The sequence below is a fragment of the Pyxidicoccus sp. MSG2 genome, from assembly GCF_026626705.1.
In the GTDB taxonomy this organism is placed as follows: Bacteria; Myxococcota; Myxococcia; order Myxococcales; family Myxococcaceae; genus Myxococcus.
The window spans coordinates 6,391,932-6,408,573 of sequence record NZ_JAPNKC010000001.1 but is presented as its reverse complement, the minus strand read 5'-3'; the positions used below and the strand labels follow the sequence as shown (position 1 = coordinate 6,408,573).

Genomic DNA, 16,642 nt, shown 5'->3' with positions numbered 1-16,642 from the left:
ATGACCGCGTCCACCACCCAGCGTCTCCGCTCGTTCGTCGCGGGCAAGCTCGACCTCCCGCGCGCCGTGGCCAGCATCCTCAAGGCGCGGCCACTCAATCCCTACCCGTACCTCAAGCCCATCATCGAGAAGGCGTCCGGCGTCCGCGAGCCGCCCATCAGCGCCACGCCCCACACGGTGGTGTACACGCGCGGCAGCATGCGCCTGTTGCGCTACGCCGCGCCCCGGCGCCGCTACCGCACGCCCATCCTCTTCGTCTATTCGCTCATCAATCGCTGGTACATCCTCGACTTCCTCCCCGGCCGCAGCCTCATCGAGCACCTCACGCACGCGGGCTACGACGTCTACGCCCTCGACTGGGGCGTGCCCGGGAAGACCGAGGAGCACATCGACTGGCAAGAGCTGCTGGGCGGCCTCATCCAGACGGCGGTGCAGTGGACGCTGCGCGTGAGCAAGAGCCGCGAGCTGACGCTCTACGGCTACTGCATGGGCGGCACCATGGCGCTGGCGTACACGTCCCTCTACCCCGAGGGCGTGCGCAACCTGGTGGCCCAGGCCACGCCCGTGGACTTCAGCAAGGGCGGCGTCTACACGCTGTGGACGTCGGCGGAGAACTTCGACGTGGACTCGCTGGTGGACGCGTACGGCAACGTGCCCACCAAGGTGTTGGAGAGCGGCTTCATGATGGCCGCGCCGGTGCAGCGCCTCACGCGCTGGCTGGAGGTGTGCCGCCGCATCGACGACCCGGACTTCGTCACCACCTTCCTCGCCATGGAGCGCTGGGGCGCCGACCCCGTGCCCTTCCCCGGTGAGGTCTACCGCCAGTACATCAAGGACTGCTACCAGCAGAACCTCTTCCCCAAAGGGCAGATGAAGGTGGGCGAGGAGCACATCGACCTGGGTCGCATCCAGTGCTCGGTGCTCAATGTCATCGCCGAGCAGGACACCATCGCCCTGCCCGCGATGAGCGAGCCACTTCCAAAGCTGGTGTCCTCGAAAGACGTCGAGACGCGGCGCTACCCGGTGGGCCACATCGGCCTGTCCGCATCCAGCAAGGGCGCCACCGTGGTGTGGCCCTCCATCGCCGCCTGGATTGGCGAGCGCTCGAAGACGATGGAGCCATGATTTCCACCGGGACAGAGTCAGCGGGAGCGGGAGTGCACGTGCGCGAGGGCGCCATCCGCCTGCGGGACGGGCGGCGGCTCGCGTATGTCGAGTCCGGTGATTTGGACGGCCTGCCGGTGTTCTTCATCCACGGCAACCCGGGCTCGCGCTACATGCGGCACCCGGATGACCGGCTCACGCACGGGCTGGGGGTGCGCCTCATCACCCCGGACCGGCCGGGCTACGGGCTGTCGGACTACCAGCCCGGGCGCACGCTGCTGGACTTCGCGGACGACCTGGAGCAGCTCGCCAACACGCTGAAGGTGGGCCGCTTCGCCCTCTTCGGCGTGTCCGCGGGCGGGCCGTATGTCGCCGCCTGCGCGTGGAAGCTGGGGGCGCGGCTCACCCGCGCGGCCATCGTCTCCGGGGCGTCGCCGCTGAAGCGACGCGGGGCCATGGACGGGGTGAACCGGGACTACCGCAACGCGTACTCGATGGCGGCGTGGCCGGAGTGGCTGCTGCACCCGCTGATGGCCATGCATGACCGGCAGGTGCGTGCGAATCCGGCGAAGGCGCTCGCGGGCGTCATGGCGCATGCGTCGCCGGATGACCGCGCCGTGCTGGCGGACCCGCTCATCTCCGCGCAGGTGCAGGGCTGGCGCCGCGAGGCCACGCGCAACGGAGTCGCGGGCATGCGGCGCGAGGCGCACATCCTGGCGGCACCGTGGAACGTGCCGCTGGAGGAGATTCGCTGCGAGGTGGACCTCTGGTACTGGGAGGGGGACAGCATCGTCCCGCCGCAGATGGGGCGCTACCTGGCCACGCGGATTCCGCGCGCCGTGCCCCACTTCCTCGCGGGCGGCGGGCACTTCTCCATCTACTCCCACTGGAGGGACATCCTCGCCCCCCTGGTGCACGAGGGCGTCTGAGGAGACGCCATGCTCCAGCGCGCCTTCATCCAGGAAGAGGGCCAGGGACGGATGGAGCCCGAGATGCGGGAGCTCCGGGACGCACTGGCGGCGCGCGGCGTCCCCACCGAGCTGTTCACCGTGAAGCGGCTGGAGCGGCGTCAGTTGCCGCTCGCTCGCGAGACGCTCGTCGCCGGTCATGTGCCCACCGTGCTCGGTGCGCTGAAGCAGCTCGGAATCGAACCGCCTCCGACGAATGACTACCCGAAGTGCCTGGCGCCCTTCCTCCACCGCCGGCTGTGGACGGGCACCGTGCGACAGCTCGTCGACTCGCTCTACGACGTGTCCGCTCCGCCCGTCTTCGCCAAGCCCGTGGGCCGCAGGAAGCGCTTCACCGGCCACGTGTTCCACACCTCCGACGACGTGCTCTTCCTGGAGCGGGCCTCCGCGAGCACCCCGCTGGTCCTCTCCGAGGTCGTTCGGTGGCTCAGCGAGTACCGCGTGTTCGTCGTGAGGGGCGCCATCGTCGGCATCCATCACTACGCGGGGGACACCTCCGTCTCCGTGGACGAGGGCACCGTGCGCGAGGCCGTCCGCTTGCTGGAGTCCTCCGGGGAAGCCACCGCCGGCTATGGCGTGGACTTCGGCGTGCTCTCCACCGGGGAGACGGCGCTGGTGGAGTGGAATGACGGCTTCTCGCTGGGCTCCTACGGCCTGGGGCGGGACGCCTACCTGGAGTTGACGGTGGCCCGCTGGTGCGAGCTGACCGGTGTCAGCGGCTCGACACCGGGTGGGCCTCCGGCCTCTTGAGGCTGGCTTCGCGGCCCGCGCTCCGTGAAGTACCGGACCCTGGCCTTGCCTCCGAGGGAGGGCCTGCACAGTTTCGCGACCGGCCGGAAACCGGGGCGGGAGTGGGGACGGGCATGGTGCATTGGCGAGCAGGCACGGCGGGTCTGGCGCTGGGCGTGTGGGCCGCGCTCGGCAGTGGCTGCGACCAGGGAAAGGTGAGCCCCGCGCCGCAACCCGTCGTCGAGGAGCCGTTCCCCGCACCGGGCGCGCCTCACGAGCTCGTCCCGGGAGACGCCCGCTGGACGGCGCACACCGCCGTGGCCGGCAGACAGGACGTTGCGGCCGTCGCCTCGGATGGGAGTGGCGGCGTCGTCCTGCTCGGCACGAGCGAGGCCCTCGCCCCCAGCTACACGTCCCTGGACCCCAACGGCACGACACTCACCGTCTCGCGCCATGACGGCAACGGGCAACAACTCTGGAGCCGGAGCTTCACCCCCGAGCCGGGAGCGCGGGGCCTCGCGGACGTGGATGCTCCGATGCTCGCCGTCTCCACCTCGGGCGACGTCTTCGTCGCCGGCAAGGTGGAGGGACAGCTCCGCGTGGGCGACACCGTCATCACCGACAGCCACTTCGTGGCGAAGCTGGCTCCGGACGGGAGTCCCCGCTGGGCCCGGGCCACGGACGCCGTGAGGGCGCTGCTTCCGGATGGAGACGGCGCGCTGGTGCTGGCGCACGGGCTGGTGGTGGAGCGCCACGACGCGCGGGGAGGCTCGCTCTGGAAGCGGGACGTGCCCGCGGTGGGCTCGGCCACCGTCGCCGCGCTGGATGCGGAGGGCGGGCTCATCATGGCGGGACAGCGGCCCCTGGGCCCCTTCGAGAGCCGTGGCTTCATCGTGCGCCTGTCACCCGACGGCGAGTTACGCTGGGAGCGCGAGGTGGGCCCCGGCGCGCCGAACTTCACGGACGTGTCCTTCCGTCCGGATGGCAGCTTCCTCTTCACCGGTGACTTCAACGGCACCCTCGAGTGGGGGCGCGCCACCGTGCAGACGCCCTGCACGGAGCGCGGCTGCTACCGCACCGTGTTCGCCCTGGCCGCGGACGCCTACGGAGAGCCGCTCTGGGGGCGCGTGCTGGACAGCGAGGACGTGAGCGGCTCGGAGGGAGCCCGGCTCGCGGTGGATGCGGACGGGAGCTCGGCGATGGTGTGGCGGCACGGGTGTGGCTCGGAGCTGGCGCGCCTGTCGGCCGGGGGCGACGTGCTGTGGCAGGACTTCTACGTCACCACGCCGTGCTTCGCGACGCCCCTGCTCCGCGACGTCACCTTCCTGCCCGGCGGAGACGTGGTGGGCGCGGGCATGTTCTTCGGCACCCGCACCTTCGGCGGCCGCTCCTTCGCCGCGGACGACACCGACGTCTTCCTCCAGCGACTGGTGCCCTGATTCAGGCGGCGCGAGACGTGGCTTCCGGGGGCGTGGCCTGCGCGGGCATGGCTTCCACGGGCTCGCCGTCCTCCCCGAGCACCACCGGCTTGATGCCCAGCTTGCGCTCGACGAAGGCGTGGCCCAGGTAGATGAACGGCGTGAGGCCCACCGCCACCAGCAGCTTCACCACGTAGGACGTGTAGATGATGTTCAGGATGGTCGCGGTGGGCAGCAGGCCCGACCACGCGACGAACTGCACCACCACCGTGTCGATGAGCTGCGACACCAGCGTGGAGCCCGTCGCGCGCAGCCACAGCATGCGGTTCTTCGTGACGCGCTTGAGCAGGTTGAAGAGGGCGATGTCGCAGAACTGGCCGATGAGATAGGCCACCATCGACGCCATCAGGATGCGCTGCGAGCCGGCGAAGATGTTGTTGAACGTGGTCTCCACCGCGCCCTGCCAGTCCGGCGCGCGCGTGAGCGGGGCCCAGGGCACCCGCACCGCGATGGCAATCACCACGAAGGCGAAGATGGCCATGAAGAAGCCCACCCAGGTGATGAAGCGGGCGGACTTCTTCCCGTAGAACTCGTTGAGGATGTCCGTGAGGAGGAAGGTCACCGGGAACGGCAGCATGCCGATGGACATCACCGCGACGATGGGCCCCAGGTTCACCTCGAACAGCTTCACCGAGATGATGTCGCCCACCACCAGCGAGATGACGAACACCGCCGCCAGCACCACGAAGAGCTGAATCCGCCTGTCGAGTACCATCGCCCCGCGTCTATACCGCGCCTCACTCCCGCAGCAGTAGTCCCCCATCCAGCACCAGTTCCGACCCGGTGAGCCAGGAAGCACCCAGGAGATAGCGCACCGCTTCCCCCACTTCTTCCGGTTTTCCGAGGCGGCCGAGCGGGTGCAGCGCCCGCAGGCCCGCAAGCTGGACCTCCTGCCTGCGCGCGTACTCCGCGGGTGACAACGGGCCTTCTCCGGGTGCGAGCCGCACCTCGCGGGTCATGTCCGTCTCGACCACGCCCGGAAGCACCGCGCTGGCTCGTACGCCCCGTGCGGCGCCGGCCAGTGCCAGCACCTTCATCACCTGGAGCAGCCCCGCCTTCGCAGCGCTGTACACGGCGCTGGTGAGGACGGGCCGCGTGGCCAGCGTGGACGCCACGAAGACCTGCGCCCCACCCGGCTCCAGCACCTCCAGCGCCTGCTCTCCCAGCCGCAGCGGCGCCACCAGGTTGACCTCGAGTTGTGCGCGCAGGGCGTCCTCGCCGATGTGGCCCGGCGGCTGGTGCACCACCTGTCCCGCGCTGTGGACGAAGCCGTCCAGTCCGCCCAGCAGCGAGGATGCTCGGCGCAGCAACCCTTCGCGCGCCTCTGGAGAGGCCAGGTCACACGGCAGGGCGAAGGCCTTGCCCGGCCACTCGCGCACGAGCGACTCCAGCACCTCCGCGCGCCGGCCTGTCACCACCACCTGGCCGCCCGCGCGCAGCAGCGTCTCCGCCACCGCGCGGCCGATGCCAGTGCCGCCGCCGGTGACCAGCACCTTCCGGGTGCCCGTCGCGCTCACTGTCGCGCTCCCGTGGCGGGTCCGGAGTCATGGGTGCCCGTCGCGCTCACGGGCTGCGCTCCGCCGGCGAGCCCGGGGCCACGGGTGCCTCGAGCGGGTAGTAGGAGAAGCCCGTTGCGGGAGCCAGTCCCTCGGCGGGTGGCTCCGTCTCCACCTCGTCCGTGGGGATGAAGCGCGGCCGGTCCACACACAGCACCGTCTGCTCCGTGGCCGTCGGGTTGTCGTACCGGTGCGGGAAGCCTCGCGGCCAGTGGAAGGCCATGCCCCGCTCCACCGGCTTGCCTTGCAGCAGCAAGCCCGGGCCGAGCACCAATTCACTCTCCTCCATCTGCTGGTGCACATGCGTGGGGATGGTGCCGCCCGGCCTCACGCGCAGACGGTAGACGCCGTAGCCCGCGCCCTCGTGGATGATGTCCACGCGGCCGAAGGGTTTGTCCTCGCGCGCGTACTCCATCTCCTCGGAGGTGCGGTGAATCTGGAGCGAAGGCACCGCCATGCCACCCAACGCCTGCGGCTTGGTGACGCGCACCGTGGCCGCGTACACCTGCGCGCGGGGCACGTCGCCCGTGGGCGGCGCGAGCACGTAGCGGCACACGGCCTCGGCGGCGGACTCCAGCAACTCGAAGCGGCACGCCTCCAGGAGGAAGCGGAGCTCTCCCGTCAGCCGGCCGTAGTTCACGGTGTTCGCCAGCCTCCCGCCCGTCGCCGCGCTGCGCGTGTCCAGGAAGAGGGCCACGTCCAGCCGCAGCGGCTGGGCCGCGAAGCGCTCGCGGTTGAAGACACCCACGATGCAGTCCACCGTGAGGCCCCGCAGCTCGATGACGTCCAGCGGCCGGCCCTGCGGGGACGTCACCACCGGGGGATGGAAGGGGGGCTCTCCAGTCATAGCTGTGCGCTCCTGCCGCCATCCACGGCGATGACCTGCCCGGTGATGTACGGCGCCTCGCGGGCGAGGAAGACGACGACGCGGGCGATGTCTTCGACACTGCCCTCGCGTCCCAGGGGAATCCGCTTCAGCACCGCCTCGCGCGCCGCCGCGTCGAAGTCCTCGGGGAAGGCCACCGTGCCCGGGGACACGGCGTTGACCCGCACGTGCGGGGCCAGCTCCACCGCCAGCGCACGGGTGAGCATGATGAGGCCCGCCTTGCTCACCGAGTAGTGCGAGTAGTGGCTCACCGGCCGCTCGCCGCCGACGTCGGTGAGGTGAACCACCAGCGGATCCTTCCCGGCGCGCAGGCTCGGCAGCAGCGCCTGCGTGAGGAAGAAGGGCGCGTCCAGGTTCACCGCCAGCATCGTGCGGTACTGCGCGCGGGAGACGGCGGCGAAGTCCACCCGCTCGAAGAGGCCCGCGTTGTGGACCACCACGTCCAGCGCGGGGCACGCCTCGCGCACGCTGGCGCCGAGCGCATCCACCGCGTCGGGGTCGCTCAAGTCCCCCACGTGGAGGGTGACGCGGCGGCCGAGCGCCCGGAGCTCTTCCGCCAGCGACTCCAGCGAGTCGAGCGAGCGGTTCGCGTGGAGCGCCAGGTCATAGCCGGCGCGACCGAGGGCGCGGGCCACCGCGCTGCCAATGCGGATGCCGGCTCCCGTGACGAATGCGGTACCCATGGGCCGCATTCAGTAACAGGCCGCTCGCGGAAAGGCACCATGCGCCTGAAAAGGCGCGGGGCGCACCGGACTACCCCCGTAGTCCGACGCGCCCCGCGGTACTCCGTACTGAGTGCTCTCCCCTACTGCGGTACTTCCCCCTGAAGCTTGAAACCGTCTTCGCTACGGGTAGTAGCTGGCCGCGTGGGCGCGGTTGTTGCGCCAGCCGCCGTCATTTCCGTAGGACACCCAGACCCACTCCTGCACGGCCTCGTAGTGGCCGGGGACCCAGCGGTTCTCGTAGAAGCCGCCCGTGCACTTGGTGACGTGCCCGCGCCGGGTGTAGCGCTCCTTGCAGACCTCGGGGACCCACACGCGGTCGTTGCGGCCGTCGACGTAGCGGTTCACCGTCTGCAGCTCGTAGCGGCCGCGGGCCCGCGGAGGGGGCAGCGGCGCCGGGCCGTGGTTGCATGCGCTGCCGTGGACGTGGACCTCGACGTAGCCGTTGCCGCCACCATGGTTGCGGTCGTCGTAGCGGTCATTGCGGCGGTCGTCGTTGCGGTCGTTGCGACGGTCATCGCGGTAGTTGTTGTCGCCGCCGTTCGTCCGCCGCGAGGCCTCCTGGTTGGCCCAGTCACGCACGTTGCCGTCTTCCGCCAGAGCCGCCGTGGAGCCGAAGAGAAGGGTGCCGAGAACCAGGGACGCGATACCAGTCTTGAGAGCCATGTCGTTCAACCTCCGTCGTCCTGCTTGCACCTTCTGACGGGGGTCCCCGCGGTTCATTCAATGCCCATGGCCCCGCCATTTCCCCGGGCGGGCGCCACCTGGACCTACATCGAAAATGCCCGGGAGCACGCGGGGTTAGCGGGGTGCGACCTCCGCGCAGGTCAGCCCCTCTTCGGGCGCGCAGTTCTGTCCCACGAGGCAGCCACCCACGCCTCCAGGGTCCACGCAGCGGATGGGGCGGCAGTCCGCATCCCCCGTGCAGGAGCGGCGGCTCACCGTGCACGCGCCCTGGCTGCATGCGTCCTGCACGCAGTCCGCGTCCTGCTGACAGGTGCAGAAGCCCTCCACGTCGCCCTCGTCGATGGCACAGCGGCCCGCGCATGCGCCCGTGTCCTGGCCCGGGGCCTTCACGCAGCGACCGCCGTGTCCGCAGTCCGGGTCCTCGCGACACGGGAGCGAAGGCGACGGCGCGCACTCCGCATCCGAGCGGCAGCGCGCACGGCTCGCGGCCACCACCACGTCCGCGCACTGGTAGCCGTGGGGACAGCCCTGCCCCTGCGAGCAGTCCACGCCGCAGAAGGCGGTGCCCGGACTCGAGGCCTCGCGCAGGCAGAAGTTCGCGCCGCGACCGCAGACCTGGAGGCCGCCTCCGTAGGTGCAGCTCGCGCAGTAGGGGCGGCGCGTCGGGTCGAAGTCGCTGTCGCAGCTGTGGGTGGTGGTGCCGCAGCGCTCGCCGAAGGCACAGTCCGTGGCTTCCGCGCAGAAGGTCGCGTCGCAGACGCCCAGCGCGCAGGCGGCGCGGCCCTCGGGCGTGGTGGCGTCGCAGGTACAGGGGGCGTCGCCGCAGCGGCAGGCCGTGCCCGGACAGTCGCCTTCGCTCCGGCAGCCGGACACGCAGGTGGTGCGCGAGACGTCGCAGACCTCGCCCAGCGGGCAGTGCAGGTCCGAGGTGCAGCGGCCTCGGGTGAGGCAGGTCCCGGTGCCCGTGTCGCAGAAGAGCGAGGCATCACCGCAGTCCGCGTTCGACTCGCAGCCCGCGCGGTCCTGGCAGAAGCCCGCCGCGTTGCAGGTCTCGCTCGGGCCGCAGGCCGTGTCCGTGCGGCAGCGACAGACGTGGGCCTGCGTGTCGCAGCGGTACGCTTCCGTGGGCGTGCCACAGTCAGCGTCCGCGCGGCAGGTCGTGCCGGGTTCCAGCGCATCCTCGTGACAGGCGGCGAGCACGAGCAGCAGCAGCGCGGCGGGCCATGAACGGCGACGGTTGTTCACGGGTCGAAGACCTCCGAGCGGCTCAGCACGTAGGCGGTCCACGTCGCGGGCGAGAGGGTGTCGTACGTCCACTGCGCGTACTCGAAGCGCGGCACTCGCGCCATGGACAGGTCCGCGCGCAGACGCGTGCCCTCGGACAGTCCCGCGCGGAGCAACTCCAGCGCGGGGGCTGGCAGCGTCACGTGGGTCTCTCCCGCCGGGAGGATGGCCGTCCAGCGGATGCCGCTTCCCTCGCCCAGCGCGGTGAGGGTGAGCCGCTGCAGGTCTGGCTCCGTGGACGACGGCGCCGAGCTCCACGCCACCTCGCCGGTGAAGCACTGGCCCGACGGGGGAGCGGCGAAGGTCGGTAGCGGTAGCAGGGGCCCGAGCGTCATGCCCTGCGCGGGGTCTCCCGGCTGGCGGTGGTAGAGCAGGCTCTGCGGATACGTGGTGGTGCCTCGCAGCAGGTCGAGGAACAGGAGGCTCGCTCCGTCCAGCCGTGGCAGGCCGGGGAACGTGAGCCGAGGCCCCGGGCCTTCGATGATGGAGAAGAAGCGTGTCCCCGTGCCCCAGTTGTGCGGGTGCGGCACCAGTCCCTCCGCGCCCAGGTCCAGCCAGACGTACACCTGGTGCAGCGCGGGCTGCCCCGACACGCTGATGGGGCCGTCCACCGTGAGCGACGCGGTGACGTCCAGGTGCATGTCGAGCACCACGTCCTGCCCTTGCGCGACTCGCGTGGAGGAGGCCGCGATGCCGCGCCGCACTCCGAGCAGGTAGGGCTCGAAGTCCACCTCGTCCTTCAGCACGCCCAGCACCGCGTACACCGCGCGCAGGCCGGGCTGGCTGTGGACCTGGAATGCGCCTCCGTCCTCTCGCACGCGCCAGGTGTCCGCGCGCCGGTCTCCCGGCCCCGCGAAGGGCGGGCCGGAGGTGGGGCTCGGCTGCGCGACGAAGATGCGGGCCTCCAACACCTCATTCGGACCGAGGGGCCTCGGTGGCTTGAAGCCTCGCACCCGGCCGGTGATGGCGGCAGGAGGAAGCTCGGGGGGATTGCCCGGGTTGCCGTCGCTCGTGAGCTTGCGCAGGAACACCGTCAGGTTCTCCGCGCGGATGCCCGCCACCGTCACCGCGTCGTAGCCCTCCTTGAAGACCGTGGCGACCTGTACGCCCACCATCCGTGTGTCGGAGAGCGTGAGCTGCCCCCTCGCATCCGTGACGCCCTGGAGCGGTGTCGCCGCGTCCGTGCCGAGCATCACCCGTGCTCCCGCGACGGGCTGACCGTAGGCACCGGACGAGGTGTCGAGCACCGTGACGTTCAGCGTCCCCGTGAGCGGGCCACCGGAGAGTCCTCCTGGGCCCCTCGGGTCGAAGTACGTGAAGACCTCAGACAGCGCGGCGCGGGTGGTTCCTCGCGTGATGGACACCTCCACCGGGGCCTGCACTCGCGAGGACGGCGTGCGACAGGTCAGCGTGTGGCCGTCCACCACCTGCACATCCGTCGCGGGCTCGCCTCCGAAGGTAACGGTGGTGCCTTCACCCAGGCCCGCGCCTCTCACCGTCACGCGGGTGCCTCCGGCGATGGCGCCTCGGGAGGGCTCCACCTGGGCGAGCAGGAGCGGCGCTTCGTAGATGAAGGTGGCTGGTAGGAGGACTTCGTTCTCCGGGTCACTCGCGGAGAAGACATGGAGGGACTGTGCGCCCGCGCCTCCTGGTGGTGTCGTGAAGCGCAGTTGCTCCTGCGTGGGTGTCGAGGCCGCCGTGGCTTCGAGCGTCCCCACCCGCGCCACCGCGTCCGGTGGAATGAACGTTCCTTCCACCGTGACCTGCGTCCCGCCTGCGGTGGGCCCCGTGTCGGGCGTCACCTGGGAGAGCGAGAGCCGGAAGGTGTAGCCATTCGAGAGGCTGGCGCTCTCGGTGCCGGACATGGCGCTCACGGTGACGCTGCGTGGCAGTGAGGACTGCGCGGGTACGGTGACGGTGGCCGTGGTCGACGTGGCCGTGACGAGCGGGACGGACTGGCCTCCGAAGGACACCGCGAGCCCGGGCGTGTCGAGTCCGCTCCCCGTGAGCGTCACCGTGCCGTCCGCCCTCGTGCCGACGTGGGGGAAGACTCCGCGCAGGGTGAGGGTGCCCGCGGTGGCCTCCTCGTAGGTGAAGCCGTTGCGTACCTTCCAGGTGCCTCGCGGGGTGAGGACTGTCACGTCCAGGGCGCCCGCGCTCGGGCCCGGTGGCGTGGTCGCCGTGAGCTGGGACGGTGAGTCCACCTGGAACAGCGGAGCGGGTGTGCTTCCGAAGAGGACGGAGGTCGTGCCCTCGAAGCCCTTCCCCGTGAGCACCACCCGCGTGCCTCCGGACCGAGGGCCGGTGAGCGGAGCAAGGTCCGTGATTCGCGGGTCGTGAATGTAGCGATACGCGCGCCGCAGCACGCCTCCACTTCCCTGCCCGTGGACCCTCACGTCCACGGGCCCCTCGCTCAGGGCTCGGGGGACGACGACTCGCAATTCGGTGGAGGAGACCCGTGTGACGGCGGGGCTCGCCGTGCCCCCGAAGAGGACCTGGAGTTCCGTGGGGAAGCCCGTGCCCACCAGTGTCACCGTGTTGCCACCGGAGAGCGCTCCTTCCGCCGGAGAGAGGTCTCGCAGGTCGAAGGACTCGAAGTACGTGAAGCAGGCTTCGCAGCGGGCCGTGCCTCGCGGGTTCTCCAGTGTGAGGCTCGCGGGCCCGGGAGCCCCCGGCGGCGTGCGGAGGTCGAGCGAGGTGTCGTCAATGAGCTGGAAGTCGCGCACCTCACGCTCGCCCAGCTTGAGCATCGTGCGACGGGCCGCTTCCGTGGGAGTCGCGGCCACGCCCTGGACGAAGCCGCTGCCCGTCAGTCGCACCCAGGCGCCGCCTCCACTTTCGCCCCGCACTGGCAGGAGCGACAGGAGCGTGGGTGCTGGGCCCGCGTCTGACTGGGAGCCCGCGTCCGGGCCCGCATCTTCGGCTCCGGCTCCCGCGTCGATGAGGCCGGCGTCTGGGGTGACTCCCGGCGGATGCGAGCTGTCACCACAGGCGGCGAGCAGGAGGCACAGCACCGCCAGACGCAGGTGCCCCACCCTGGTGGTGACATGGCACCGGATGCGGTGGCCACGGCTCATGGCAGCAGCTCCGCTTGGAGGGTGTAGCCATTCGCGGTGCGCGAAGCCTCTCCGGTGATTCGCGCGGTGAGCGTCCTTCCTCCAGCGATGGAGGCGGGCAGCGAGACTGTCGCCCCGTTGGCTTCGGTGGAGCAGCCTGGCGCCTGGGTGCCCTCTTCTCCGAGCAGGCACAGGCGCAGCAGGCCGGCGGCGGCGACGTAGTTCGACAGTGACACCCGCACGCCCTGCCCCTCCGGCACGGTGAGACGGAAGTGGTCCTGGTCTTGCGGACACAGCATCCCTTCCAACGGCAGGCCTGCCGTCAGGGCTGTCGCCGTGGCGGGTGTGTCATTGGGCTCGTGGGAGTCGTCGTCACACGGTGTTCCCCGCGAGAGGAAGAAGCCCACGTCGTATGCTCGCGGCTCACTGCCCCGCGCCGCGATGCGCACCGTGTACGTGCCGGGCACCGCCGCGACGTGTGTCGCCAGGAAGCGCCCCGACGCGAGCACGCGTCCGCTCGCGTCCTGGAGCGTGGTGGAGAACGCCGGCTCCGCGAAGGCCTCCGCCTCCACGTTCACTCCGAGCTGGTCACCTCGCTCCAGCGTGATGGAGAAGTGGTCCACGTCGTCCGGACAGAGCGTGAGACCGAGGTATCGGCTCGCTCGCACCGGGTATGCAGCGACGGTGGTGTCGTTGGGCTCCAATGTGTCCGGCTCGCAGGCCCTTGGCACGCAAGTGCCGGTTCCTATTTCACAGCGCCGGTCGGCCGCGCATCCGTCATCCGAGGTGCAGGGCGGGGGCTCGGGCAGGCACGCTCCGCTCGGCACGTGGCACTGGAGGGGCACCATGCAGTCCCGGTCCGAGTAGCAACGCGGTGTCGCAGTGCAGCGTCCCGCGGCGTCACAGAGGAGGCCCGGGCCACACTCCCCATCCGCCTCGCACTGGACGCACCGGCCTTCCGCGCAGCGCTCTTCGGACGCACAGATTCGGGACGCTGTAGCCTCGGTGCAGCGGGGCACGCAGGCGTGCAGCCCCGTGTTGCAGCGCTCCTCCGGGCCGCAGTCCGCGTCCTCCACGCAGCCCAGGTCCTCTTCACACACGAGGCCCGCCGTGTTGCAGCGCTGGCCTGTCGGGCACTCGTCCCGCTGGCCCGATGGACAGAGGACCACATCCGCTCGCTGGCGACAGAGTCCCTGACGGCACCACCTCCCGAGCTCGCAGTCCGCGCTGGCCGTGCAGTCGGTGCCCCAGCCCTCGCGGAGGGTGCAGACCCGCGCGTCCGCTTCGCAGCGCTCCTTCAGCCGGCACTGGCCACTGGACTCGCAGGGGCCGCAGAAGCCCTGCATCCCGCAGACCTGACCTCCCTCGCAGTCGTCGCGGCGCTCGCAGGCCGTGGGCTCCGGGCCCGCATCCGGCACGGGCTTCGCCGGGTCGGAGGAACAGGCCGCGAGGAGCAGGGCGAACAGCCACGAGACGCGGGCGAGAGCGCGCGCCATCACGGCACCTCCGTGACGAGGCCCGCGGGCCACTGCACGTCCGCCACCGTCCACACATCGCCCTGCTTCGCCAGCGTGCGGCGGAACTCGCCCTTGAGCACGCCCCGGTCGTACACCCGCACCGTGGCCTCGCTGCGCGGGTCCACGGCTCCGTTCTCCCGAGCCAACACCACCGCCACGCGGTACGTCCCGGACACGGGGCTCTCGTAGCCGAACACCTCCGGCCCGTAGCCCGTCAGCCGGTCTCTCAGCAGCTCCGGGTCGTCCAGCGGACCGGGAGTGCCCCAGTCCGGACGCGGATTCGCGTAGTGGCAGTCATCCGGTGCGGAGCCGGGCTCCGCTTCCGTCCCGCGCAACACGTGCAGGTCCAGGTCCGTCAGCGCGTTGTTCCAGGACACCTCCACCAGCAACCGCTGCGCGGGCACCGCCACCACCCGCGTAGTCGCGGGCCGGAGGCTCCGAGCCCCCGCCGCATCCGTCACGTGCAGCTCCACCTCGTACTCACCTGGAATCACCGGGTCCAACCGCAGCACCGTGCTTGCGGCTCCGGCCTGGGCAATGGCGGCCTGGGCTCCCACGGGCCGTTGGCGGAGGGCCCACTGGTACGTGAGGGGTGTGTCTCCGTCCGGGTCCTGCGAGCTCGTCGCGTCGAGCGTCACCTCCTGGCCCGGTGCGCTGGCTTCTAGCGGAGCCATCACAGGCACGGGCGCGCGGTTCACTCCACCGCGCAGCGACACCATGGCCTCGCGATGGTCGGGGTCCGTGGTGTGCAGGCGCAGGGTGCCGCTCGCGGGCTCGGACATCGGCCCCACGGGCGCGGTGTAGCGCACGGTGATGGGGGCCTCGGTGCCGGTGTCCAGCATCGCGGGCGTTCGCGTCGAGCCGACCAGCTCGAAGGTGGAGGGGGTGTCGCTCGTGAGCCCGACTTCCTCCAGCACCAGAGGGGCACTGCCTCGCGAGCGCACGGTGAAGCTCCGCACCGCCGCGCTTCCCTCCGCAACACGGCCGAAGTCGAGCCGCGGAGGGTCCAGCTCGATGACGGCTGCGGTACGACCTTCTCCCCGGAGTGAGACCTCCACCGTGCCCTGCTCCGGGTCGTCCGTGCGCAGCTCCAGCGTCGCGGTGTAGGCCGCCTCGCGTAGGGGGACGAAGGCCAGCGTCACGGGGGCCTCGCTCTGCGCGGCGACTTCTTGCGGCGCGGAGACCACGCGGAAGGGGGCCTCCGCTTCGCGCACGGTGACGCCGAGGATTCGCAGCGACGCGCGCCCTGCGTTCACCAGCGGCAGCGTCACCGTGCGCTCGTTCAGTGCGGGCACTGGCCCGAAGTCGAGCGTCGGCTCCGGCGCAACCCAGCGGGGCAGCACGGGGCGCGCGGGCGCGTCTCCACCGCACGCGGTTCCGAGAAGGCAGAGGAGCGCGAGGAGCAGGAGGGACAACTTGTGGAGAAGGCGGGCACGCGACACCAAGGGCCGGGCCGCATTCGCATGAGGCCGCTCAGCCTGCGTGAGCCACTCGTGGAGAACGCGAGCGCACGACGCCAGCGGAGACGTGTCGCGGCGACGGCTCACGACGCGTCCTCCTCCACGTACTCCAACTCCACCCGCGTGCCGAGCCCCGGAACGGACCCACCCGCGAAGAACACCACCCGCCTCGCCGGCTCGTACGTCCAGCCGTCCGGCCCGCCCTGCACCGGCGTACACACCGCCTCCAGCGCCTCCGCCGATTGCGCCTCGCAGGCCGCGCGGTCCACGGACTCGCAACCCTGGAGTGACTCCTGTGACGTGCCACACGGATGGCGCACGCGCACCCGGAGCGTGTCCACCTTCGGTACCTGCTCCAGCGCGAACGTGCGCCGCAGGCCCACCGCGCTCGTCGCCAGCGTGCGCAGCGTGTCCGCGAAGTCCGCGTCGCAGATGCTCCCCACCTCTCCCCCGGTGAGCGTCACCAACTCCGCGTAGCGCGTCCCCGGCTCCGCGCCGCACCCGTTCGCCGGCACGTCTCCGATGATGGCCGACGCCACCACCGTCCCATCATTCCCAATCCCCTTCGCCTGCTCGAACATCCGCCAGTACGTGCGCACGTCGTGCGGCGAGCGGTCGTCCTCGTCCGTCACGAAGGCCAGGTACAGCCACGCCCCGGGGCGCAAGAAGGCTACCGGGTGAGCCGTCGCGCATGCCTCGCGGCAGGCTTCCGACGCACAGCCCGACTCACATGCGGCGCGCGCCTCCAGCACCGGCGCGTTCTCCCGCGCCTGGCGCTCCAGCACGCGGCTCGCCGCCTCCAGGCCCGCCTCGTACGCGCTGCCCTGCGTGCCCACCCTCACGCTGTCCCCGAAGGCCCGCTCCAGCTCCGGCGTGTCCGGGGCCAGTACGCGCGGCTCGCCCACCAGCTCTCCCGGACGCGTGAAGATGTCCGTCGTCGCCACGCCCATCCGGAAGTCGATGCGCCCCTCGCGGAACAGCGCGATGAACGCCTGGAAGTTGCGCGCCAGCGCCTCCTGCCTCGGCGCCATGGAGCCCGAATCATCCACCACCCACAGCACGTCCACCGCCGAGGCGGAGCGCTGCGCGTACGTGTCCACGTGGTAGCCCGGCGGCAGCGAAGGCACGAGCCGCTCGTCACGGCAGGACACGGAGAGGAGCGCCAGGAAGGCGACCGCGGCGGCACGGCGCATGG

General features: G+C 71.1%; 14 protein-coding genes. 4 read left to right on the top strand and 10 right to left on the bottom strand.

Annotated elements, in window-relative coordinates:
* The 4 genes from OV427_RS25140 (at position 1) to OV427_RS25125 (ending at position 4,240) form a co-directional block, all read left to right on the top strand.
* Positions 1-1,125, top strand: coding sequence for an alpha/beta fold hydrolase (locus OV427_RS25140; protein WP_267858705.1), 1,125 nt, complete (start codon positions 1-3; stop codon positions 1,123-1,125).
* Positions 1,122-2,033: an alpha/beta fold hydrolase gene (locus tag OV427_RS25135; RefSeq protein WP_267858704.1), complete on the top strand. Its 912-nt coding sequence runs from the start codon at positions 1,122-1,124 to the stop codon at positions 2,031-2,033. Before OV427_RS25140 ends, OV427_RS25135 begins: the two co-directional genes overlap by 4 nt.
* Positions 2,034-2,042: 9 nt before the next feature.
* Positions 2,043-2,822: an ATP-grasp domain-containing protein gene (locus tag OV427_RS25130; protein ID WP_267858703.1), complete on the top strand. Its 780-nt coding sequence runs from the start codon at positions 2,043-2,045 to the stop codon at positions 2,820-2,822.
* 113 nt (positions 2,823-2,935) lie between these two features.
* The gene (locus OV427_RS25125; protein ID WP_267858702.1) at positions 2,936-4,240 is read left to right on the top strand and encodes a hypothetical protein; all 1,305 of its coding nucleotides are present in this window, start codon (positions 2,936-2,938) and stop codon (positions 4,238-4,240) included.
* A 1-nt stretch (position 4,241) separates the two neighbouring features.
* On the opposite strand, the gene OV427_RS25120 is transcribed toward OV427_RS25125, so the two are convergent.
* From OV427_RS25120 to OV427_RS25075, 10 genes are all read right to left on the bottom strand, one after another.
* Entirely contained in the window at positions 4,242-4,994 is a 753-nt protein-coding gene (locus OV427_RS25120) for a queuosine precursor transporter (RefSeq protein WP_267858701.1), read from the bottom strand.
* A 22-nt stretch (positions 4,995-5,016) separates the two neighbouring features.
* Positions 5,017-5,796, bottom strand: coding sequence for an SDR family NAD(P)-dependent oxidoreductase (locus tag OV427_RS25115; protein WP_267858700.1), 780 nt, complete (start codon positions 5,794-5,796; stop codon positions 5,017-5,019).
* Between the two features lie 46 nt (positions 5,797-5,842).
* Positions 5,843-6,682, bottom strand: a complete 840-nt coding sequence (locus OV427_RS25110) for a dihydroneopterin aldolase (RefSeq protein WP_267858699.1) — start codon at positions 6,680-6,682, stop codon at positions 5,843-5,845.
* Complete coding sequence (locus tag OV427_RS25105; protein WP_267858698.1) at positions 6,679-7,404, bottom strand: SDR family oxidoreductase; 726 nt, start codon at positions 7,402-7,404, stop codon at positions 6,679-6,681. The genes OV427_RS25110 and OV427_RS25105 overlap by 4 nt, the downstream gene beginning before the upstream one ends.
* 162 nt (positions 7,405-7,566) lie before the next feature.
* Positions 7,567-8,109 (bottom strand): hypothetical protein, encoded by a 543-nt coding sequence (locus OV427_RS25100; protein ID WP_267858697.1) that lies wholly within the window; start codon positions 8,107-8,109, stop codon positions 7,567-7,569.
* 135 nt (positions 8,110-8,244) lie between these two features.
* Complete coding sequence (locus OV427_RS25095; RefSeq protein ID WP_267858696.1) at positions 8,245-9,375, bottom strand: hypothetical protein; 1,131 nt, start codon at positions 9,373-9,375, stop codon at positions 8,245-8,247.
* Positions 9,372-12,491 carry an IPT/TIG domain-containing protein gene (locus OV427_RS25090; RefSeq protein ID WP_267858695.1) on the bottom strand — a complete coding sequence of 1,040 codons (3,120 nt, stop codon included), beginning with the start codon at positions 12,489-12,491 and terminating at the stop codon, positions 9,372-9,374. Before OV427_RS25090 ends, OV427_RS25095 begins: the two co-directional genes overlap by 4 nt.
* Positions 12,488-13,966: a hypothetical protein gene (locus OV427_RS25085; protein ID WP_267858694.1), complete on the bottom strand. Its 1,479-nt coding sequence runs from the start codon at positions 13,964-13,966 to the stop codon at positions 12,488-12,490. The genes OV427_RS25090 and OV427_RS25085 overlap by 4 nt, the downstream gene beginning before the upstream one ends.
* Complete coding sequence (locus OV427_RS25080; RefSeq protein ID WP_267858693.1) at positions 13,966-15,330, bottom strand: choice-of-anchor D domain-containing protein; 1,365 nt, start codon at positions 15,328-15,330, stop codon at positions 13,966-13,968. Before OV427_RS25080 ends, OV427_RS25085 begins: the two co-directional genes overlap by 1 nt.
* A gap of 200 nt (positions 15,331-15,530) precedes the next feature.
* Positions 15,531-16,640 (bottom strand): vWA domain-containing protein, encoded by a 1,110-nt coding sequence (locus tag OV427_RS25075; RefSeq protein ID WP_267858692.1) that lies wholly within the window; start codon positions 16,638-16,640, stop codon positions 15,531-15,533.
* Positions 16,641-16,642 lie beyond the last annotated feature (2 nt).